This window comes from Sphingomonas crocodyli, from assembly GCF_004005865.1.
Taxonomy (GTDB): Bacteria; Pseudomonadota; Alphaproteobacteria; order Sphingomonadales; family Sphingomonadaceae; genus Rhizorhabdus; species Rhizorhabdus crocodyli.
The window spans coordinates 612,508-635,071 of record NZ_SACN01000001.1 but is presented as its reverse complement, the minus strand read 5'-3'; the positions used below and the strand labels follow the sequence as shown (position 1 = coordinate 635,071).

15 protein-coding genes are annotated in these 22,564 nt (G+C 58.7%); 11 read left to right on the top strand and 4 right to left on the bottom strand.

What is annotated here, in order from left to right; genetic code table 11:
• Positions 1-11: 11 nt before the first annotated feature.
• Positions 12-2,054, bottom strand: coding sequence for a hydantoinase/oxoprolinase family protein (locus tag EOD43_RS03170; protein WP_127741023.1), 2,043 nt, complete (start codon positions 2,052-2,054; stop codon positions 12-14).
• Between the two features lie 397 nt (positions 2,055-2,451).
• On the opposite strand from EOD43_RS03170, the gene EOD43_RS03165 reads away from it, so the two are divergent.
• Entirely contained in the window at positions 2,452-4,728 is a 2,277-nt protein-coding gene (locus EOD43_RS03165) for a TonB-dependent receptor (RefSeq protein WP_164857062.1), read from the top strand.
• A 188-nt stretch (positions 4,729-4,916) separates the two neighbouring features.
• On the opposite strand, the gene EOD43_RS03160 is transcribed toward EOD43_RS03165, so the two are convergent.
• Positions 4,917-6,086: a M20 aminoacylase family protein gene (locus EOD43_RS03160; protein WP_127741019.1), complete on the bottom strand. Its 1,170-nt coding sequence runs from the start codon at positions 6,084-6,086 to the stop codon at positions 4,917-4,919.
• 422 nt (positions 6,087-6,508) lie between these two features.
• Between EOD43_RS03160 and EOD43_RS03155 the strand changes: the two genes are divergently transcribed.
• The 5 genes from EOD43_RS03155 (at position 6,509) to EOD43_RS03135 (ending at position 14,542) form a co-directional block, all read left to right on the top strand.
• Entirely contained in the window at positions 6,509-8,014 is a 1,506-nt protein-coding gene (locus EOD43_RS03155) for a N,N-dimethylformamidase beta subunit family domain-containing protein (RefSeq protein ID WP_127741017.1), read from the top strand.
• Positions 8,015-8,140: 126 nt separating this feature from the next.
• Complete coding sequence (locus EOD43_RS03150; protein ID WP_127741015.1) at positions 8,141-10,201, top strand: hydantoinase/oxoprolinase family protein; 2,061 nt, start codon at positions 8,141-8,143, stop codon at positions 10,199-10,201.
• Positions 10,191-11,852: a hydantoinase B/oxoprolinase family protein gene (locus tag EOD43_RS03145; RefSeq protein WP_127741013.1), complete on the top strand. Its 1,662-nt coding sequence runs from the start codon at positions 10,191-10,193 to the stop codon at positions 11,850-11,852. The genes EOD43_RS03150 and EOD43_RS03145 overlap by 11 nt, the downstream gene beginning before the upstream one ends.
• Positions 11,853-11,854: 2 nt before the next feature.
• The gene (locus EOD43_RS03140) at positions 11,855-13,150 is read left to right on the top strand and encodes an NAD(P)/FAD-dependent oxidoreductase (RefSeq protein ID WP_127741011.1); all 1,296 of its coding nucleotides are present in this window, start codon (positions 11,855-11,857) and stop codon (positions 13,148-13,150) included.
• An 81-nt stretch (positions 13,151-13,231) separates the two neighbouring features.
• Positions 13,232-14,542, top strand: coding sequence for an MFS transporter (locus tag EOD43_RS03135; RefSeq protein WP_127741009.1), 1,311 nt, complete (start codon positions 13,232-13,234; stop codon positions 14,540-14,542).
• 370 nt (positions 14,543-14,912) lie between these two features.
• On the opposite strand, the gene EOD43_RS03130 is transcribed toward EOD43_RS03135, so the two are convergent.
• Positions 14,913-16,394, bottom strand: a complete 1,482-nt coding sequence (locus tag EOD43_RS03130) for an aldehyde dehydrogenase family protein (RefSeq protein ID WP_127741007.1) — start codon at positions 16,392-16,394, stop codon at positions 14,913-14,915.
• A gap of 503 nt (positions 16,395-16,897) precedes the next feature.
• On the opposite strand from EOD43_RS03130, the gene EOD43_RS03125 reads away from it, so the two are divergent.
• The gene (locus tag EOD43_RS03125; protein WP_127741005.1) at positions 16,898-17,626 is read left to right on the top strand and encodes a cupin domain-containing protein; all 729 of its coding nucleotides are present in this window, start codon (positions 16,898-16,900) and stop codon (positions 17,624-17,626) included.
• A gap of 89 nt (positions 17,627-17,715) precedes the next feature.
• Here EOD43_RS03125 and EOD43_RS03120 read toward each other — a convergent pair whose 3' ends face one another.
• Positions 17,716-18,444 carry a cupin domain-containing protein gene (locus EOD43_RS03120; RefSeq protein WP_206363481.1) on the bottom strand — a complete coding sequence of 243 codons (729 nt, stop codon included), beginning with the start codon at positions 18,442-18,444 and terminating at the stop codon, positions 17,716-17,718.
• 242 nt (positions 18,445-18,686) lie between these two features.
• Here EOD43_RS03120 and EOD43_RS03115 point away from each other — a divergent pair, with 242 nt between their 5' ends.
• The 4 genes from EOD43_RS03115 (at position 18,687) to EOD43_RS03100 (ending at position 22,498) form a co-directional block, all read left to right on the top strand.
• Positions 18,687-19,550, top strand: coding sequence for a GNAT family N-acetyltransferase (locus EOD43_RS03115; protein ID WP_127741001.1), 864 nt, complete (start codon positions 18,687-18,689; stop codon positions 19,548-19,550).
• Between the two features lie 82 nt (positions 19,551-19,632).
• Positions 19,633-19,956 (top strand): (2Fe-2S)-binding protein, encoded by a 324-nt coding sequence (locus EOD43_RS03110; RefSeq protein WP_127740999.1) that lies wholly within the window; start codon positions 19,633-19,635, stop codon positions 19,954-19,956.
• Entirely contained in the window at positions 19,938-21,326 is a 1,389-nt protein-coding gene (locus tag EOD43_RS03105) for an FAD/NAD(P)-dependent oxidoreductase (RefSeq protein WP_127740997.1), read from the top strand. The genes EOD43_RS03110 and EOD43_RS03105 overlap by 19 nt, the downstream gene beginning before the upstream one ends.
• Positions 21,323-22,498, top strand: a complete 1,176-nt coding sequence (locus EOD43_RS03100) for an NAD(P)/FAD-dependent oxidoreductase (protein WP_127740995.1) — start codon at positions 21,323-21,325, stop codon at positions 22,496-22,498. The genes EOD43_RS03105 and EOD43_RS03100 overlap by 4 nt, the downstream gene beginning before the upstream one ends.
• Positions 22,499-22,564 lie beyond the last annotated feature (66 nt).

The window sequence follows — 22,564 nt, the reverse complement described above, 5'->3', positions numbered from 1 at the left end:
TCGCGCAGCTCCTACGACTTCGACGCGATGATAAGGTTGCCGAAGCGGTCGACTTCGATGTCGAAACCGCCCGGAATGCAGGTGGTGCAGTCCGCTTGAGCGACGATTGCAGGGCCGGTAAAAGCCGCGCCATAGAAAAGGTCTGTGCGATTATAGAGCGGCACCTGGACCTCTGAGCCACCCAGGAAAACAGGCACGTGTCGCGCAACAGGCGCTTGCCCGGTCCTTTTCTCCTGCTCTGGGAAGGTCGGCTTAGGCGTCGCTCCCGAAATGACGAGCTTCAGGCTGATGAGCTGCACCGGCGCTGTGCGGTCTTGGTGATCGAACAGCTGCTGATGACGATCGTGGAAAGCACTGGCGATCGCCTCGAGATCACCTGCCTCAATCCAAGTCGCCTCAATGGGCGTCTCAATCTCGAATGACTGGCCACGATAGCGCATGTCCGCCGAGCAGCTGATGACAGGCGCATCTTCATAGCCCTGATCATCGCGCAACCATCCAATCGCTCGGGTCCGCAGATCATCATAAGCTGCGCGAAGGGAGTCTTCGATGCCAGCCTCAAGATCCTCATAGAGCGTCTTGATGAAATCGCTGCGAAGGTCCGCGATCAATCCGCCCAGGGCGCTGAGCACGCCAGGCGTGGGTGGCACAATCACGCCCTTCATATTGAGTTCGCGCGCGAGGAAGCAGGCCGTCATTGGTCCTGCGCCACCGAAGGCAAGAAAATAGAAGTCCCGCGGATCTACGCCAAAGCGGGACACAAGCCCGCTTGTATCGGTGTACATGCCGGACACTGCGACGCGGATGATCTGCTCGGCAGCCTCCTGCACCGAAAGCCCCAGGGGGCGGGCCACTGTGTCGATCGCCTTCTCGGCAAGCGATCGGTCGACACTGATCGCATTATAGCCAAGGTCAGAATGGCCAACGAAACCGGTCGCTGCAAAAGCATCCGTAAGAGTAGGACGCTCGCCGCCCCGCCCAAAGCAAGCAGGACCAGGTCGCGATCCCGCGCTGTCGGGGCCGACTTTGAGAATGCCAAGCTCATCGAGCCAAGCAATCGAGCCCCCACCCTGGCCAATGGAACTGACCGAAACGGTGGGCACGTGGATCTGGAAATCGCCGATCAACTCTCCCACGCCATATTGCGGCTGACCATCGACGATCACTGCGACGTCAGCGCTGGTCCCACCAACGTCGAAGCTCATCACGGCAGGAAAACCGCATGTCTTTGCGAGATAGCTGGCGCCGATGACACCCGAGGCTGTGCCGGACAGGATCATCTGGACACATTGGGTCTTGGCCTGAGCTACGCTCATCACTCCGCCATTAGAACGCGTGATGCGCGGCTTGGGAACGACCCCAAGACCTTCGAGCGCCTGCTCGAACCGCGTTAGATAATGTTCGACCTTGGGCTGAACATATCCACTGATGGTGGCGGTGATCGTCCGCTCATATTCACGAATGATCGGCCAGATCTCAGCCGTCGGGAAAATCGGGAAATCTGGCACAAGCTCAGCAGCGATCGCCTTCACCTCTGCTTCGTGTGCGGGATTGCGGTAGGAGTGGAGCAGTGAAACGACCGCCCCTTCGCAGCCTGCTGCGCGCGCGGCTGCAAGCGCCTGCTCGACACTTCCTCGATCAACCGCGAGCAAGGGGTGCCCATCGGGGCCCATACGCTCGTCGATTGAAAATACCCTGTCACGTGAGATCAGCGGCTCGGGCCGCTTCGACAATAGGTTGTGGATCTGCGGAATTTTAAGACGCGCAAGCTCAAGCACATCCTCAAAGTTTCGAGTGGCGAACAGCGCCAGCTTGATGCCGTTGCGCTGAATAACGGTGTTGACGCCGACTGTGGTCCCATGAGTGAAATATGAGATATCAGAAGGGCTGATCCCATATTCGGCCTCGATCGTCGTCAGCCCCTTGATCACCTCGGCCCCCGGCTCATCGGGGCGCGAAAGCACTTTCAACGTCCTCACCGACTGGTCGCTCTCATCCAAAATGGCGAAGTCCGTGAACGATCCACCAACGTCCACACCTACTCGAAAGCCCATGATTCAATCCCACATCCCAAGGCCCCTGCGTTGCCAGAACGCACAACTCGTGACGGAGAATTTCAATATATTGAGCAAAATTGCAAGCGCCGTTTTACGACCTCCCGCTCATCGCAAACCCGCTTTCTCCCAATGCCCGGCACTTGGTACCGATATTTTTCCGTTGCCGGCACCCCACATTATATGATGGCAGGGCACGATAGATTGAACTCCATACATCAGTATCTTGAACTTGCTTATTGCGCCTTCAAATATCAGGTGTAATCTTCTTCGATCCGACTCACGGCAATTTCCGATCAAAAATGATGTAAAACAGTGAGTTGGACAGGGAGCCCGAAGCAGCCACGTAGGATTGGCCTGCAGGTGCGAGGGCATGAAAATGAATGAGGGGGCGAAAATGATGAATATCGCATTTTCCAAAGCGCGAGCGAGCGGGGGTATTCGCCGCGCGTTGATGGTCAGTAGCTGTATGGTGGTTCTAAGCGCGGCGAGCGCTGCCGGCGCACAAACCGCTACAACCCAGCAGCCGGCAGACGCCCAGGAAGTTGGTGACATCGTCGTGACCGCGCTGCGGCGCGACACCACGCTGCAGAAGACTCCTCTCTCGATCACAGCTGTGCGCGGTGACACGCTCTCCAACGCTAATATTTCGGACAGCACCGATCTCGTGAAGGTGGCTCCGGGCCTAACTTTTGCAGCCAATTCGGATGGTGGCAGCCGCATCGTGTTGCGCAACATTCAGGCTGCAGGCGAACCGACGGTCGGCCTCTATTATGGCGAAACTCCGCTCACCAGCCCGCTCGGCAACAACAACGACGCCGGCGAAGCCACCCCCAATGTTCGCTTGTTCGATGTTGAGCGCGTTGAAGTTTTGCGTGGCCCACAGGGCACGCTTTATGGTTCGAGCTCGATGGCCGGCACGGTTCGCTTGCTGTTCAACAACCCCAATCTCACCGATTATGAGGGCAAGGTCGCCGGCCAAGCAATGACCGTTGATCATGGCGGTACGGGCTACGAAGTCCAAGGCGTCGTCAACACGCCGCTGGTAAAGGATATCCTCGCTGTTCGCGTCGTTGGCTTCTACACCGACGCGCCCGGCTGGGTTGATTATCCGGTCCTGGGCAAGAAGAACCTCAACACGACCAAGAGCCGCGGCGGACGGGCGATGCTGCGTTTCCAGCCGATGGAAAATCTGACGCTAGACGGCATGGCCGTCATTCAGGATGCGACAGGTAACAATGCCAATTGGCGGTATAACACGTATCGCGACGGGACTGGGCCTGCTTATGTTCAGCCGCTCCGGTCGACACAGCCGCAGAGCGACAAGCTGCGCCTCTACACCGGCAATCTCAAATGGGATCTCGACGACTTCGCGATCGTTGGCAACGTGTCCTGGCTTCGCCGCAATCGCGGCTATAACTGGGATTCGTCTGACTTTCTCAACCGCTTCTATCCAGGCGCGCCGCTCGTAAACGTCGTGCGCCAGCGCGTGAGGTCCGAAACACAGGAACTGCGTGCATCGAGCACGACCGAAAGCCCGCTTCAGTGGACCGTTGGTGGCTTCCACTCGCTGCGTGAAGAAACCAGCAGCAGCCTGATCAAGGCTGCCGATGCCACCACCGGCGAGGTCGTGTTTCCGGCGACGGTTGCGGCCGGCACGCTGATCTACGATCGGCGTATCAATAGCCGTCTGGAACAAACCGCCGGCTATGCCGACCTCTCTTACAAACTCTTCGACGCACTGACCCTGAATGCGGGCGCTCGCTACTACGACTATAAGGTGACGGTCGGCGGCTCGATCCCGATCGGTCTCACCCGCATCAACATACGTCCTTCGCCTTATTCGGAAGGCAAAGGCTCAGACAATGGTTGGCTGTACAAGTTCAACGTCTCCTATCAGGCGACGCCAGACTTGCTCGTTTATGCGCTTGCTTCGAGCGGGTTCCGTCCGGGTGGCGCAAACCAAGCCTTGGGCCTTCCCGCCGCGCTCGTCCCTTATAAGGGCGACAGCATGTGGAACTACGAAGCCGGTGTGAAGTCGAGCTGGCTCGATCACGCGATTACGGCCAATTTCGATATCTTCCACATCGATTGGAAAAACCTCCAGTCGACCGGTTTTGACCCCAGCGGTATCTTCAATATCGTCACCAACGCGGGCACGGTCGGCGTCGACGGTATCGAAGGTGATCTGGCGATCCGCCCGGTGCGAGGCCTGACTCTGACGGCGTCGGGCTCCTACATTGTGAGCAAGCTCAAGGGGAACCAGAACGTCCCTGGCGGCTTCACGATTACGGGCGCAGGGTTGAAGGATGACAATGTTCCGCGCACCCCGCGGACGACCGCACAAGCCGCGGCCCAATATGACTGGGACGTCTCCTCCAGCCTACAGGGCATTGTTCGAGCGGACGTCTCGTATCAGTCGACCCAGTGGATGTTCTTCCGTCGTACCGACGCCGCGACGCAGCGTGTCCCTGGCTTTGCGACCGTGGGCGCCAAGATCGGGATCGGGAATGAGGATGCCGGTTGGCATGTCGACGCGTTTGTGACCAACCTGTTCGATAAGGTTGGCATCCTGCGCATCGACAACACCACGCTGAACGGCGGTCCCACCGCTATTCGTGCGACGAGCATTGCTCCGCGCACGATCGGCATGTCGTTTAGCAAGTCGTTCTAATCTCGCCTGTCCAGCCTCGCCTGTGTGCCGGGCTGGACAGCTTCTCTTCTAGGGCTGCTGGCGTAAGCGCGATCGCCACAAGCCGGCTTGAAGCACTCAACGAGCGCTAGAATGAAACGGCCCTGACGCCGAAGCCTCAATGATCGGGAGGCACCGACGTGATCGCGCTGCCCCCATCGCCGAAAAATCTACTGTCCCGTGCCGAGCGTATGCCGCGCGAGAGCGACGTTCACCGCGATACCATGAGGCAATATGGCATCGTTGAAATCGTAACCGGGATGATGGAGCGGCACGGCAGCCGCTCCCGAGACGGGTGCTTGACCGAGCCAAAGATAGGCACCCTTGCAAGCCTGCAGCATGAACGCAAAATCTTCCGATGTGAGAGCGGGAGCTTGCGCAATCTGTGCCGAACAAACGCCGTTAAGCGCCGTCATCACATCATTGGCAGCTTCGGGGTCATTGATGGTGGCTGGATAATAGCGGTCATAGTCAATTGTAGCTCGGGTCCCGGTCATCATGGCGATGCCGTCCGCCGCTTGCCGCAGCTCAGCCTCAATGCGATCCTGAACATCCGCATCAAATGTCCGCACAGTCCCGCCGACAATAGCTGAGGCCGGGAGTACATTGTGCGTATGGCCCGCCGAGATCCGCGTAACCGATAGAACAGCCATTGCAGATGGCGATGCGCAACGTGCCACCAATGTCTTGAGTTGGAGAGCGAGCTGAGCTGCGGCCGCTACGACATCGGAGGCGGTTTCGGGCTGCGCTGCATGCCCCCCCTTCCCTTCGATGAGGATCTCAAATTTATCGGCTGCCGCCATGATCGGGCCGGGGCGGGTCGCCACCACGCCTTCCGGCAATCCCGGCCAATTATGGATTCCAAAGACGCGATCACATGGGAAGCGCTGGAAAAGGCCATCCTCAATCATGGCCCTTGCACCACCCAGCCCCTCCTCTGCCGGCTGGAAGATGAAATTGACCGTACCGTCAAAGTCCCGCTTGTCTGCCAGCTCCTGGGCTGCGCCCAGCAGCATTGCGACATGGCCATCATGACCACAGCCGTGAAAGACATTGGGATGGCGGCTCGCATAATCGAGCCCCGTCATCTCTTGTATTGGCAAGGCATCCATATCGGCGCGCAGGCCTACGCTGCGCGACGAATTGCCTACTTTGAGCACGCCAACCACGCCCGTAGTCCCGATATTCCGATGGACCTCAAGACCGAGCTGTTCGAGGAAGTCGGCGATGCGAGCCGCCGTTCGCTGCTCCTTGAAACCCAATTCTGGGTAGGCATGCAAATCACGTCGAATAGCGACAAGCGCTGAGAGGATATCATTCGTCCCGCATGTCGTTGCCATGATCGAGCCTTTCCACGGTGCGTTATGAGGCAGGCTTCGCACTGCCAGTCAGATATTGCATCATAATCTTGAATGTTTCGGCGGGAAAGACTGCATGTGCCTTGAGCGTGCAGCGCCCCGCATCGGACGCATGCCGACGCGCCAGAGCGTGAGTATTTTATCGATTTTCTGAGATCCACTGGAGTTTTGGTCTTATCTCATGCTGCTGTGGCGAGGCATGTGCCTCCAGAGCGACAGGGCGCCTGAAGGAGCCCGTAGTTTATTATATTGAATATATCGCAAGGACTGCCTACCGCTCGCCTTGCCAGAAAATGAGTCGGCGGCGCGTAGGATTAGGACTCATAACCGAAGCGCAAAAGCTGCGCGCCGAACCGTTCAGCCCGGGACCAATATCAGCGGCCCGATATGAGGATGGGTGAGAGATGATCGAAGTGTACAGTCGCAGACAGTCCTACGCGCCAGGGCAGACCGCGGAATTGTGCTTCTCCACCGATGCTCCAACCCTGCGCTATTATCTGGACCGCGCAGGCAGGTCGTCGCAGCGCGTCGCTGAAGGCGACTGTGCGGGCGCTTTTCATGAAATCCCTAAAGATGTGGTCGCCAATGGATGTGGCTGGCCTGTTGGGCTTTCGATCGCACTACCCAAAGATCTGAAGTCAGGATTCTACATCCTCACGCTGCAAAGCGCGTCCGGAGAAACAGGTGAAACCTTCTTCGTTGTGCGCGCCCCTCAGCCTTCGTCTGCGATCCTGTGGGTGCTCGAGACCAATACCTGGAACGCCTATAATACATTTGGCGGGGCAAGCACCTACGTCTCAGACGAGCTAGGCTATCTCGGTGGCGCGCCCATTGTCTCGTTCGAAAGACCCCTACCCAAAGGCTTCATCTCTCTTCCCGAAACCGCGCATCGATTTGCGACCTCTGCGGCCGGCACCGCATCAGACTTCGTCGCATGGGCCCAGCGCCATCACATCTCCAAGTTCGCCGGTTCGGCGAGCTGGGCGCAATGGGGCGGCAAATTTGCTAAATGGCTCGCGCGTGAGGGGATCGAGGTTGACTATGCGGTCAATGGCGACCTCCAAGAATTCCCCGATCTGGCGTCGGGCTATCGCCTGATCCTGTCGACTGGACATGATGAATATTGGTCGTGGGAAATGCGCGACACAGTCGAAGCCCACGTGGCCAACGGCGGTAACGCGGCCTTCTTCTCCGGCAACACGGCCTTTTGGCAGGTGCGCCTTGAAAAGGAGGGCCGCCAAATGGTCGCGTTCAAGCGCAAGGTTGCACGCGATCCCATCCTTCATACCGCGGACAAGCGACGCAACACGAGCATCTGGTCCGATCGGCTGACGCAGCGGCCAGAGAATACGATGACCGGCGTCAGCTTCACCCGAGGCGGATATGCGCGCTTTGGTGGGGCAACTCCCGCGTCAGCTGGCGGATACACAATTTATCGCCCCAACCATTGGGCATTGGCCGATACGGGGCTGAGTTATGGTGATCAGCTGGGCGCGACGCATGCCATCATCGGCTATGAATGCGATGGCTGCGCGCTGAAACTCGAAAAGGGTTTGCCTTTTCCGACAGGCGAAGACGGAACGCCGGAGAATTTCGAGATCGCGGGAATTGCTCCGGTCGCGTTATTTACGCGCGAGACGGCTCCAGCCGGCTCCTGTCCTGACGGCATGCTTTCAGATCTTGAGTTCGTTGCTCAGCAAGCAGGTGGAAATCTCGAGCCAGAAACCCTTGCGACTTACGCTCATGGCCACGCTGTGATGGGAAGCTTCACTTCTCCTGCTGGAGGGATCGTCTTCACCGCCGGCACTACGGATTGGATTCATGGCCTAGAAGATCCGGCCGTCAGCCGGATCACGCGCAACGTTCTCGATCGCCTGGCGGCACCAGCAGCCGAACGGACGACGCAGTGAACAGATCGTCAATTTGACGCAAAAATTTCAATAAACTGTTGCAAGCTGATTGCCCTACGTGCACGCTCCACTCAACCCTCGGAGCCCTGGCATAGCGCAATCCGGCGGGATTAGGGGCTATTTTGCATGTTGTACCTTTCTTCGGACGTCGGCGGGACATTCACAGATCTGGTCCTCATCGATACCGAAAATGGCAATATATTGGTTGACAAGGTGCCATCGAGCGCCGGTGATGGCGCAGCAATCATCACTGGCATTGAACGTCTTTTAGCCAAAGCGGGCCTGTCGATCAGCGACCTGACCAGCTTCATCCATGCATCGACCATTGCGACGAACGCCTGGCTGGAACGCAAGGGCGCCGACGTTGTCCTCCTCGTTACCAACGGCTTTAGAGACGTGCTGGAGATCGGGGATCAGCGGCGCCCTCACACTTATGGCCTGACGTCCGAAAAGAGATGGCCCGTAGTTCCTCGATCCAAAATCATCGAGGTTGAAGAACGGGTCGACGCCTTCGGTGAACGGATCACAATTCCGGATCAGGCCACTATTGATAGCATTGTAGCGCAGCTCAAAGAGATGAACCCGCAAGCGGTCGCCATCTCTTTCCTGTTCTCATTTCACAATGACGGCAATGAGCGCTTGCTGGCGGACGCCATCGAAGCGGGTACGGGACAAAAGCCCTATCTGTCGTGCGAGATCAATCCGCAGATGGGTGAGTTCCTGCGGGCGAATACGACAGCTGCGGCCGCTTATGTGGGACCCGAGCTTTCGGCCTATTTGAAGTCTCTAACGACAAAATTGTCGGCTGTCGGTTTCGCAGCACCGCTGAGGTTGATGTGCAGCAATGGCGGTGTTGCAGCCCCTCCCTCGATCGAGGCCAATCCAGCCGCAATGCTGCTGTCGGGCCCCGCGGGCGGCGCAATCGCATCCGCCGAACTAGGGCGACAGATTGGCGCAAAAAATCTGGTCACTTTCGATATGGGCGGCACATCGGCTGACTTTTCCCTCATCATCGATAGCCAACCTGGCCTTACCCATGAACGCGCGATCAACGGCCAGGTCGTGCGGGTCCCGATGCTCGATATCGAGACGATTTCGGCAGGCGGCGGATCCATTGCAACGGTCGATCATGCCGGCTCGCTCCATATCGGCCCGCATTCGGCGGGCGCTGTGCCAGGTCCAGCCTGCTACAGTAAGGGTGGCACCGCGGCGACGTTGACCGATGCTGTGGCGGTTCTTGGCATTCTCGATCCTGCCGATTTCACCGGGGGCGACATTCGCCTTGATATTGAACGCGCTCGCGCGGCCATCGCCAAGGATGTGGCGGGACCTCTCGACATCAGTATCGAAGAGGCCGCCTTCGGAATGATCGCGGTTGCCTGTGCCCAGATGCGGCAGGCCATCCGGACGCTCACCGTCGAACGCGGACAAGATCTACGCGACTTCTCGCTTTTGGCATTCGGGGGAGCAGGTTCGATCTTCGCGTCCTTCATGGAGCGCGAACTAGGGGCCGAGCAGATCCTTATCCCACCACGGCCAGGTGTGTTTTCAGCGCTCGGCCTGCTTATGGCGGACGTCCGTCATAGCGCACAGGCGGTGTTTGCAGGCGACCTCGCGACAATTTCCGACCAGGCCCTGAAACGCGCTTTTGACGAGCTTTTTGGTAAGCTCGAAGCCTCTCTCGAGAGCGATGGAATCGCAAACGAGAAACGCTCTTATCAGCAGGCACTCGACCTTCGCTATAAAGGGCAGTTCCACAACCTGACTGTCCCTCTGGCTCGTGCAGCGGACGGACGTGTCGATATCGCAGCCATCGAGGAAGCGTTCGACGCACTTCATCGGCAGGCGTTCGGCCATAGCAATCCGGGCGGCACGTTGGAGGTCGTCAACCTGCGCATGACGGCGGTCGGTGACGTCGCAAAGCCGACTTTCAATCAGATCCCTCCCAAGACGCGTGCCCATCCCGACCCGATCGGCTGGCGCGAGATGCTGCTCGACCGCACCGGCTCTCGTCAGAAATGCCCAGTTTACGCTCGCGCAGATCTGGCTCCCGGGGACGTGATGGAGGGCCCCGCCGTGATCAGCCAGAGCGACACCACCGTGATCATCCTACCGCGTCAGATCGGCCGCGTGGACGACTTCGGAGTCATTAGCATCCGCTCGCAAGGAGAGCCGAATGTCCGCTAATTTCAGCATCGATCGCGATGTATTTCAGCATCAGCTGGTCGGTATCGCCGAAGAGATGTCGAGAGCGCTGCGGCGTAGCGCCTTCTCGGCCGTCATCTGGGATAGCTACGATTATGCCTGCGGTATCTTCACCCCGGAAGGTGAAATGCTCGCACAGGCCGAGACCATCGCATCGCAATTGGGCACGATGTCGACGGCCTATGGGCATATTCGCCAACGCATTCCGCTCGAGCAATGGAAGCCCGGCGACGTCTTCATCTGCAACGACCCCTATAAGGGCTGCACGCACACACCCGACATCACCCTGTTCAGTCCAATCTTCAACGATGGCGAAATCATTGGCGTCGCCTCGACGATCGCGCATCATCTCGACATTGGCGGACGGTTCCCGGGAACAACGGTCGCGGACAATGTTGAGGTTTATGCCGAAGGCCTGATCTTCCCTCAGATCCGCTTCATCGATGGTGGCGTGCAGAACGAAACTGCGGTCGAGTTCATTCGCTCAAACGTCCGCTTCCCGGACATCTGCCTTGGCGATTTGCGTGCTCAGGTCGCGGGCTGCCGCACGGCGGAGCGGCGCCTTGCCGAACTGGCAGCCCTCCACGGTAACGAAACCTTCCGGCGACTGGCGGCCGCGACCCTCAATTACGGCGAGGCCTATGCACGCGGCATGGTCGAACGCATTGCGGACGGCCGCTATGAAGCTGAAACGCTTCTCGAAGACGGGATCGCAAGCGAAGATAATATCCGGTTGCATGTCGTCGTCACGATCGAAGGTTCGTCGATCAAGGTCGATTTTGCCGGGTCGAGTGATCAGCGCCCTGCGGCGCTCAATTGCCCCTGGTCCTCGACCATCTCCATGACCAATTACGCGCTCAAGTGCGTTGTCGCACCTGATACTCCGCAAAATGGCGGGTTTAATCGCGTATTTTCTGTCGAGGCACCGCTTGGAAGCGTACTCAATCCGCGCAAACCAGCAGCGGTCGCGGCCCGCCACTTTGTCCAACAGGGCGTAGCGGATGTCATCTTGAAGGCGCTTTCCGAAGCCGTGCCTGAACGCAGTGCGGCCGGGAGCCAGATTTCTTTTCCTGTCTTTAGGGCAAGCGGTGTCGATGACCGTCCTGGTCGCCTGAAGACAGGCGAAGCGGTGCCGTTCACCGTTCTCGATCTGATGGGGGGAGGCATGGGCGGATCTGTTGCCCATGACGGTCTCGACGCGGTTGACACGCATGGCAGCAATTGTTCGCTCATCTCCGCTGAAGTCATGGAGAGCCTAGGACCTGTGCGCGTCCTCCGCTCGGCGCTCGTGCCCAATTCTGGCGGGGAGGGACAGCATCGCGGAGGCCTCGCCCTGGAACGTGTCTACGAGTTCCTGACAGATAGCGCCGCGGGATGGGTTCGCCTCCAGCAACGTTCCGCTGAGACAGCGCCCTGGGGTGGCCGTGGTGGCAAAGCCGGCAGCCCAAGCCTTGTCGTTTATAATCCCGATACCGATCGCGAACGCGGTTATCTCTCTCCGCGCGAGAACATGCTGAGCTTCGGCATGGGAGACAAAATCCTGGTCCGCAGCGCCGGCGGCGGCGGCTTCGGCTCGCCACAAGATCGGCCAGAAGCCGAACGGGTGCGCGACCAACAAGAGGGATATGTCTGACCATGAGCGATCTATCTGGCCTGTCGAAAGGCCCGTCGCTTTGGGAAGCGACATCGTTCCCCGCTCCCGAATGCGAAGCTCTAAACAGAGACGTGAAGACCGACGTCGCGATCATTGGCGCCGGCTATACCGGCCTATCGGCGGCCCATTTTCTTGCCAAAGCTGGCATCGAGCCGCTCGTTCTCGATGCCAATGCGATCGGGTGGGGATGTTCAGGCCGCAATGGCGGCTTTATCTCGACGCGATTTCGCACAAGCTTTGCAAGCCTTGCCTCAAGCCACGGGCGCGCAGTTTCAGATCGTATGCGTCAGATCGCTCTAGAGGCGGTTGAGAATGTCCGGGAGATCATCGAGGAGCTCGATATCGCCTGCGATTATCATTCTTATGGTGCGATCTTTGCAGCCCACAATGACAAAGCGATGGCGAGCCTACGGGCTGCCACGCAGTGGGTCAGAGACGAGCTAGGCGAGCGCGACATCGAAGAGATTGATCGCGACACGGTGATCGCGCTCACTGGCTCCACCTCCTTTGTCGGCGGGAATCTCATGCCCAAAGTGGGTGCTGTTCACCCCCTTAATTTTGCTCGCGGCATGGCGCGATCCCTACATGCCCGCGGCGTACCAATGTTCGGCAATTCGCCAGTCCTGTCGATCACTCAGAAAGCCGGCGGCGTCGAGCTTCGCACACCGCGTCAGCTTATATGGGCACGGCACGTCATCATCGGGACCGATGGCTATACGTCGCTCACCAATTTCGTGCCCAGTCTGGCAAAATCGCTGGTTACTTTTCCAAGCGCTCTAATCGCGACAGCAAAGCTCGATCCCGGGCTTTTGTCGAGCGTGCTCCCACAAGGGCACATATTGTCCGATACGCGCCGCCTGCTGCGCTATGGCCGCGTCTATGATGGTCGGCTGTTATTCGGCGGACGCGGGGCATTTGACGGCGATGCCAGCGGATCAGCCTATCGCCGGCTTCGCAGCGAAATGGTCAAAGCCTATCCACAGCTCGCCTCCGTACCGATCGACTATGGCTGGTCTGGGTTCGTTGCGATGACCCTCGATGGCTTGCCGCGCATGGGACAGCTCGGCGACCACGTCCACTATGCCCTGGGGTATAACGGGACAGGGCTCGCCATGAGCAATATGCTCGGCCGCTTCACCGCCGAGAAGATCCTGCGCAAGACGATCGACACCTCGTTGTTGTCGTCGCCTTTGCCGCGCGTGCCCTTCCATAGTTTGCGTGTCCCGGTCGTGCGGGCAGCAACCCGATGGTACCAGTTCCTCGACCAATTCGCGTGACCGGCCTCCCGGTCCCGCTTCGAGACCGATCGTCGCGCTGGTGTTGGCGCACGTCATGTATGTCTAAACTGGGGGGCCATCATGATTGCACCTTCTGATTCCGCAACAACAGCGTCGGTCGGTCAGGCCACTGCGGCTAAACGCCACCTGTTCATGTTCGTGATCTGTTGGATCGTGGTGGTCGACTATCTCGACCGCTATTTGTTCGGCGGGATTGCGGAATCGGTAAAGACGACGATCCCGCTAAGCGACACGCAGATCGGCTTCATTTCGGGGCCCGCTTTTGCGATCAGCTACTGCCTTTTCACCATCCCGCTCGGCCGGCTGGCTGATCGCGTATCGAGGGTAGCGGTCTTGGCCGGCCTTCTCGCGGTTTGGAGTGTCGGTGTTTATCTGATGTCGCATGCCCAGGACTTCTCAGGGCTAGTGTTCGCGCGGCTCATCATTGGCCTGGGCCAGGCAGGCGCCCTAGCGCCTGCTCACTCGATGGTGGCTGACCTATATCCCCCACATCGGCGCGGCGGAGCGATGGCCGTGGTGGGGATTGCGGCCTCGCTTGGCGCACAACTCGCGCCCCCCGTAGGCGGCATCCTGACAACGACGTTCGGCTGGCAGGATGGATGTCGCGTGCTTGGCGGTATCGGTGTCGCAACCGGCATTTTGTTCATACTGCTCTTCAAACAGCCGGTCCGCGGCATTTCAGAAGGGCGACCTTCCGAACCGGCTAAGGGCGACAGCTTTCTTGCAGCGGCAGGAAGCCTCTTCAAACGGCGCTCCTATCGATATCTCATCCTCGCCTTAGCATTCACCACGATGGCGGATTATGGCACTCAGATGTGGGTGACGCCGCTCTTTGCGCGCAAGCTCAACATGTCGCCGACCGAGATTGGTTTTCAGATCTTCCTTTATTTCGGGATGGCCTCGATCATCGGCTCGGCGGCCGGCGGTTTGATGGTCGATCGCCTGGTCCGCTTCAATCTGCGATGGGGCTTTTGGCTACCGGCTCTTGCGACCTTTTTAGCGGCCCCTCTCTATCTGGGCTTGTTGCTGATCAAAGATCCGCAATTGGCTTTGCGGTTCCTGGCAATCCCTACCTTTCTTTCGATGTGCTGGATGGCGCCGTCCTACGCTCTGCTTCAATCGTTGGCAGGAGTCAGAAGGCGATCCGTTGCGGCATCAATCGCGGTCTTTTGCGCCAACATCGTGGGCGGCGGCGTAGGTCCCCTGCTTGTAGGAGCCTTAAGCCAAGCCCTTACCGTGCGGTTCGGTGCGCAGGGTCTTACGCTGGCGTTCGTCACGATGGGTCCAGTCTTCCTCGCTGGCAGCGCCTGCTTCTTTCTGGGCGCTCGCACATTGACTGAGGACCTGAAAGACGCACGCGAGGAGCAATAGTAGCCGTCTGCTCCAGCTATCCCGGAGTGGCCGACAGGAGTTGCGCAGGGCTCAAGCCACCTTCGCGGGCATGGTCGCTGTGTATGATGCACGCTCTCGTCACAGCCTAACCGCAGCCACATAACGAGGGTGCCAGCGGCAGTCTCGGATCACTTTAGTGACACGTACCAATTCCGTTTCGCTGGCGCCGATGCCACGGAGCAGGGTTTAGCGGATCACTAGAAAATGCCCTCCGCCGCGGCTGAGGCCAGCATGACGTCTGAGAAATTTAGGTGCACGAACTGACGAGCATATGATGCGAGCCCGTGACGGTTAAGCCCGGGACCGGTAGCGTTGCATAGGCCAACGCTACCAAGCCCCTTGCGGCAGCTCAGTCGAAATCAATCAATACGCTCTTGTGTCGCAAATTGCCCTCGAAAGCCTGCCGGCCGAGATCCTTGCCGAAACCCGACTGACCATAGCCGCCGGTGGGAATGACCATGTCTCCGCTCCGAATGAAGCGGTTGATCCAAACCGTACCAGCAGCAATACCGCGCATAGCCCGCATCGCCTGCGACAGGTTGCTGGTGTGCACGCCAGCCGCCAAGCCGTAAATGGGATGAGCAGCGAGCGCGATGCCTTCCTCTTCATCTCGGAAGGTCTGAATGGTCAGGACGGGGCCGAAAATTTCCTCGATGAGCGCCGGATTCTCAGCCTCCAATCGATGCAGCAGGGTAGGACGATAATAAGCCCCCTCCCCAGTGTCGGCAAAGAACCCACCTCCATGTCTCACCTCAGCACCTTTGGAGAGGCTCTGCTGGACAATAGCGTCGATACGGTCTGCCTGCTTGCGGCTGATGATCGGCGAGAACTTGGTGTCCGATGCCCAAGTAAGGCCCGGCGCTAAACGGTCGATCATCTCGATGATCGCATCGATAAGCGGCTCAGCGATGCGCTCGTGGACGATCAAGCGGGACCCCGCGATACAAGCCTGGCCGGCGTTGCCGCAGAAGCCACGAACAATGCAATCGGCGGTGTGCCGGATGTCATCAACATGCTCGAAAACCAGCTGCGGGCTCTTGCCACCCAGTTCAAGCGTCATCGGCTTGATGCCCGTCGCTGCGATCTCACTCATGATGGCCGCGCCAGTGCGCGTTGACCCGGTGAAGCTAACCTTAGCGATATCCGGATGCCGCACGATCGCCGAACCTGCATCCTGACCATAGCCGTGAACGATGTTCAAAATGCCAGCAGGCATACCCGCCTCAATCGCCAGTTCTGCAACCCGGACGGTTGAAAAAGGCGTGAGTTCGGAGGGCTTGAGAACAACCGCATTTCCTGCCGCTAGCGCAGGACCAATTTTCCACGACATCATCGAGAGTGGGAAGTTCCACGGCGCGATGGCACCAACGATGCCATAGGGCTCCGATGCTACAAATCCCAAGCTCTTGCTGCGGGTGGCCGCGATATCGCCCCCGAGCTTGTCCGCATATTCTCCGAAGAACCGAATGGCTTCGATCGTCGAACGAACATCGCCGTTAAATGCCTCAGTGACAGGGCGCGTCGAGCCGAGCGCTTCAAGCTGCGCAAGCGGTACGATATTCGCCTCGAGCAGATCCGCCCAACGACGTATGACCCGCCCGCGTTCACGCGGCGCAACCGTCGCCCAACCCGATGCCTTGAGCCCGTCTGACGCAGCGTCAACCGCCTGTGCGACGACCGCTTCGTCGCCAGCCGGAAGCCAACCCAACGGCAATCCATCGGACGGACGCAGAACCTGAATGTCTTCATTGGTGGCGCCCACAGCCTTGCCGCCAATGAAATGCCCGCTCGGGATGCGAATTTCGTGCGGAAGAAAATCTAGCGAAGACATGAAAGCGGTCCTTCGATGTTGAGATTTTGGGAGCGGATTGATGATCTGACCGGGCAGGTTCGGGTACGGCCGCTTGGGATCGCGAGCGTTGCACCAAGGCATTGCGTGATCCGCATCAGCCAAGCCTCTCCAATGTCGCGGATCCCAAGGAAGCGATCCGACGTCCCGCAGTCACTGACAGGCGCCGATTAGCTGTTTCGGGCGCGCAAATTTCAAACCGGCGACGATGCCGAGCCGCGATATTCAATATATTGATGATACGACAATCGTCAAGAAGCCGCTACGATCAACGATCTGCCGCATCCGGGTCTGTCAATTATCTAGGTATATGGCGGCCTCCCTCAACCCTATCGCCAGAACGACAACCAGCACGCATCAAACATTTGGAGATATAATAGTGAATTTCACTCTTGCGCACGGTGCTGATTTTTGAATATTGGCGAAAGCCATTCCAGATGCCCTGCCGAAGCAGAGGCGCTGGCCATCATCATCGGTGAGGACACATGAACTCTGCGAAACATGAGGCGGACAGCTATCCGTGCATCATCGACCTACGGGCGTTTGCCGCGCAATCGCGTGAGGACAGCCAAGAGCTGGAAGGTCATGATTTTCTCGCCGACCGCCGCTATGTTTCTCTGCCGGATGGCCCGACGGCACTGGGGCTAATTGAACTTGCTGCAGGCACTGGGACGGTTGCGTCGATGCCAAATGATGAGTTCATCCTCGTCATGGATGGCGAGGTGCAGATCCGTGGTATAGTCGCTTTTTCGCTGAAGACGGGAGAAAGCGCAGTCCTGCCCAAAAATGCTGCCTTCTCGTGGGACACTAGCGCGCCTGCGACCATCGCATTCATGTGCCAAGCAAGCAATGAGACAACGGCGCGAGAACCGGTCAAAATCGACCCAACGCTGCCGCGCGAAGCGTCACCGCCGTTGCGCGAGGGGCTGGTCATTGGCGAGATGCCCAAAGCCTTCCGTCATATTGATTTTGAATCGAACGACGGCCTTTTTGCCGCGGCTGCGTGGAATGCGAATGGCTATGCGCGCCGCCCGGTCACGTTTGATTATTTCGAACTGATGCATCTGCTTGAAGGCTCGGTCTCCTTCGTAGACCGCCGCGGTGCAGATCATGTTTTTAGCAAGGATGACATCTTCGTCGTGCGCAAGGGCGGCGAAGTAAATTGGGTCAGCACCGTGCCCGTCAGCAAGGTGGCGGCTATTTGCCGCGCTTAACAAGAGCTTCGAACTGGGAGAAAATGGCTGTTGCCTAGAGGATCAAACCCGTATTCAATCACTACATTGTGCGAATGCGGGTTAGGTCATCAAAGGTGAACTTCGGCGGGTTCGACCCGCATAACCCATAGCAGCCGCGCCTCGCTGTCACCTGGGTTGAGAATACTATGTGGCACAGCGCTCGAGAACTGAAAGCTATCGCCGGCATTGAGCATGCTATGATGCCCATTAACGGTGAGTTGGATGGAACCCTCGAGAATCCAGCCAGCCTTCTCACCTTCGCCCAGGAGAACATCGACCGATTTTGCCCCAGCGGGCAGGCCGATGATCATCATCTGGATTTCGTGATCGCCCGACGGAGTGAGCAACTCCTTGGTCATGCCTTCGCGACCAACTTTGAAGATCGGACGATCCTCAATCCGTCGGATCAATTCACGGTTTGCGGCGACCGCCTTGGCACCGCCGCTTTCTAAGAGCGCCGTCAACGGAACGGACAAGGCGATATGTAGCCGCTCAAGAGTTTTGAGTGACGGATTTGTCAGCCCGCGCTCGATTTGGCTGATCATGCCATTGGATACGCCAGCCTTCGTTCCCAGCTCGTTGATCGATAGGCGAGCAGCCTTACGAAAAGAACGCAGCCGAACGCCAACATGGGAATCGCTGACAGCCTCTTCTCCGCTCGACTTGCTCATGCACTCTCCCCCTGGCGCCGAATGGCTCAGCGCGCTCTTCACAATCCTGCTACCTGTCGATTTTTTCGCGAATGCACAACATAAAGTTGCATCGATTTCACGATGATCAATCGCAATCGAAAGCATCTCGGTGCGCTACCAGAGAGGCGATCGAACTAGATTTGGCAGCAGAACATGCCAGTTTCTGGAGCTTTTCAAACGCGGAATGTGGAAACGTCTCATTCGGGCGAATATGCGCCCAGCCGCTCAAAACCGCACTAAACTGGTTGCACGGAGTAGATTATTGAGCAATATATTGAAAATATCAGCTTGAACCACCGCCGGTTTCGCCGACACCGAGGCGCACGACCACGCATGAGAAACAAATTATGAGCAAGCCTCGTCCGAACGAGCAGGTTGTCATCCGGCCGTTTGAACCGGCGGATATTGCGAAGGCTCATGCGCTCTCAAGCTCCTTTGGGTGGCCGCAGCGCCTTGAGGATTGGCAATGGTTCGGCACTTTCGGCCGTGGCTTTGTCGCCGAGTGCGACGACGTCATCGTCGGGACCGCTCTGCATTGGGACTATGATCAAGGCGTAAGCTCCATTGGCGCCGTCATGGTCGATCCACGCCTTCAAGGATTTGGCATCGGCAAACGCCTAACGGAGGCGTGTCTGGATGCACTGTTTGGCCGCACGATCATCCTACATGCCACACCGGCAGGCCGCCCTCTCTACGAACGCTTCGGCTTCGTCAGCCAAGGCGTCCTCTATCAGCATCAAGGGTCGATCAAATCGACACTGTCGCCGGTTTCAGTGGCAGCAGGTAGGATTGTATCGCTTACCCCCGATCTCGCCGCTGTCGTAGTTCGGCTGGCACAGGAAGGATCCGGACTCCAGCGTGATGCATTCACCCAATCCATCTTGGCGATGTCGGAAGGTGCCGTGCTTCTGGAAGACGACGTCCCGGTCGGCGCCTCTTTATGCCGACGCTATTGCGGTGGCTGGGCCATTGGCCCTGTGGTCGCGCAGGACGAGCGGGCCGCACAATCTCTGATTTCATACTGGCTAACGCGCGCGGTAGGCGAGCATGTTCGGGTTGATGTCAGCGGAGATGTCAGTGATGCATTTCGCGCCTGGCTCGAAGCGGCAGGACTGGAAGCGGCGTCAACGGCTACCCCAATGGTGCGTGGCATGTGGCCGCAAAGAGGGCCTGCAAAGCAGTTTGCACTCGTCACGCAGGCAACGGGGTGATGAACGATCGGAACAGTCCCGGCAGGCGTATATCGCGGACGCTTAAGCGGTCTCCTTATGGGTCGGCCTGGAGCTTCCAGATATGAAGGAAACGCTAAGCCCTACTCAGCTCGTTAGGCTCGCCGAGACCAGCCGGAAATCGGTAAGGCTTTCAATCGATGGGCATGACGTCAAGGCGCTCCAAGGCGATACGCTGCTCGTTGCTATCCTGACCAATATAGGGCGTTTGCGTCGCTCCGAATTTGGCGATGGCGACCGAGCTGGCTTCTGTCTGATGGGCGCTTGCCAGGATTGTTGGGTCTGGACGGAGGCCGGTGATCGGCTGCGAGCTTGCTCGACCCCTGTCGAGCCGCGGATGCGTATCGTAACGGGAGAGCCAGACGGGCTATGGCCGATCCACGTATAATTATCGTTGGAGCTGGGCCTGCGGGCGTCAGAGCCGCAGAAGTACTGGTCAAAGCTGGTGTGCGGCCGACCGTCATCGACGAAGCCGCCGCCGCTGGTGGTCAGATCTATCGACGCCAACCCCTAGGCTTCCGCCGATCGGCACGCGATCTTTATGGGACCGAAGCGAAGCGGGCCGTCGCTGTCCATAATGCCTTTGCTTCGCTGCTTCCGGCCATCGACTATCGAGCGCAGACATTGGCCTGGGACGTTGACGGCAGGGCGCTGCGCATTGTCGCGGGGACAGTTGCGGAAACATTGCCGTTCGACGCGTTGATTTTGGCCTGCGGTGCGACCGATCGCCTGTTTCCTGTGGCCGGCTGGACCCGTACTGGCACGTACAGCCTTGGTGCCGCGCAGATCGCGCTTAAGGCACAGGCATGTTCAATTGGCCGTCGCGTTGTCTTCATGGGTTCGGGGCCGCTCCTCTATCTGGTAGCTGCCCAATATGTGAAAGCCGGCGCGCAGGTCGCAGCCGTGCTCGACACATCGTCGGAATTAAATCGCCTGCGAGCTTTGCCTCTGATGGCCTCTCGGCCTGATGTCCTTGTGAAGGGGGCTGCTCTTCTCTGGCGGCTCCGACGTGCCGGTATCCCAGTCCATCGCGGTGTAACGCCATTGGCCATTGAAGGGCAGGATGCTGGTCAAGGCGATGGCCGTGTCGCCGCGCTCACAGTTAGGCTGGCAAATGGGAGCTTCTTGAGGACAAATTGCGATGCTGTCGCGCTCGGCTACCATCTGCGTGCCGAAACGCAGCTTGCGGATCTCGCTGGCTGTCGCTTCGATTTCGACCACGATAGTCGGCAATGGCTTCCCACAACCGACATGGATGGACGCAGTTCGGTCGAGAACGTCTATCTCGCTGGCGATGGCGTGCGGATCCTAGGCGCAGACGGCGCCGAAAATGCCGGTCGTCTTGCAGCGATGGCGGCGCTTGAGGATTTAGGGATCGCCAATGGGCGTGAAAATCGTTCGAGGTTACGCCGCTCGCAAAAGCGGATGGATCGCTTTCGCAAAGGCCTGTCTATCGCCTTTCCCTGGCCAGCTCATCTGGCGAAGGATCTCGACGACAACACCTTAGTGTGCCGCTGCGAAACTATTACCGCTGGCGCCTTACGCGACGCCGCTTGCGAACGCGGTGCTCCCGAAGTCAATCGAGCAAAGGCGTTCTCGCGCGTCGGCATGGGTCGATGCCAGGGCCGTTATTGCGGTTTAGCAGGTGCCGAAATCTTAGCGGCGACGCTCGATATCGAAATCGATCAAGTAGGCCGACTGCGCGGGCAAGCACCTATCAAGCCGCTCCCCGTCGCGACCGAGGTGAAGGCCGGATGATCGCCACCCAAGCAGATGTCCTGATCATCGGTGGTGGCCTGATGGGGTCCGCTACTGCCTTCTTCCTTCGGCAGCGCGGCCTCTCGGTTATCGTTCTCGAACGGGGCCTGGTCGGCCAGCAGGCAAGCGGGGTCAATTTCGGAAATGTTCGGCGCCAGGGCCGGTTTCTTCCCCAATTGCCACTTGCGCATCGCTCTCGCGCCCTTTGGGGTCGGTTGCCTGAATTGATCGGTGAGGATGTCGAGTTCATCGTCACCGGTCACTTATGCCTCGGATATCGCGATGAAGATGGTGAGGCGCTCGAGGCATATCGAAGTGCGGCGCGCGATTATGATCTCGACCTCGAATTGCTGGGCCCCAACGCGCTACGCGAGCGCTTCCCCTATCTGAGCCGAGAAGCAATTATCGGTTCGATGTCGCCGGACGACGGCCACGCCAATCCACGCTTGGCGGCACCCGCTTTTGCGCGGGCCGCGATACGCGCTGGAGCAACCGTGGTTGAAAATTGCGAAGCGCTGACGATCGAAAAGGTCGGCGAGGACTTCGTGGTTCAAACCGCCGCCGGCATTTATCGGGCACCAATCCTTCAGATTTCAGCGGGCGCTTGGGGCGCGCAGATTGCCGAACGTTTTGGCGAACTCGTTCCGCTGAAGGCCTTTGGCCCTCAAATGGCGGTCACCGAGCCGGTCCGCTATGCGTTTAAACCTGTGCTCAGTGTCACGACCCGCGACCCGTTGGAGGGTATCTATTTCCGCCAGATCCCGCGCGGCAATGTGATTTTCGGTGGCTGCCTTCGCGAAAGCGCTGACATCGACACCGCCCGCGCCCAGGTAAATCCCGACAATACATTGCATCAGGTCGGACAATTGCGCCGGATTGTACCCGCCTTAGCTTCACTGCGCGTGATCCGAGTGTGGAGCGGTGTTGAGGGGTATCTCGACGACAATATCCCGGTGATGGGGGTAAGTTCCGCGGTCCCAGGGCTCTATTATGCGTTCGGATTTTGCGGGCATGGGTTCCAGTTAGGGCCTGGTGTCGGCGATGTGATGGCTGAGCTAATTGCGACGGGCCAGACCAGTACGCCCATCGCCCCCTTCGCAATCTCTCGATTTGCACGTCCCTCGCCGTCCGAAGAGACATTGCGGGTCGATGAGGCTTTCACCGAGCAGTAGTCATTAGCTAGCGCGTTCGCCGTGAGTGGCGGCTATCCGATCGTCACAGACTGACAGAGGCGGATC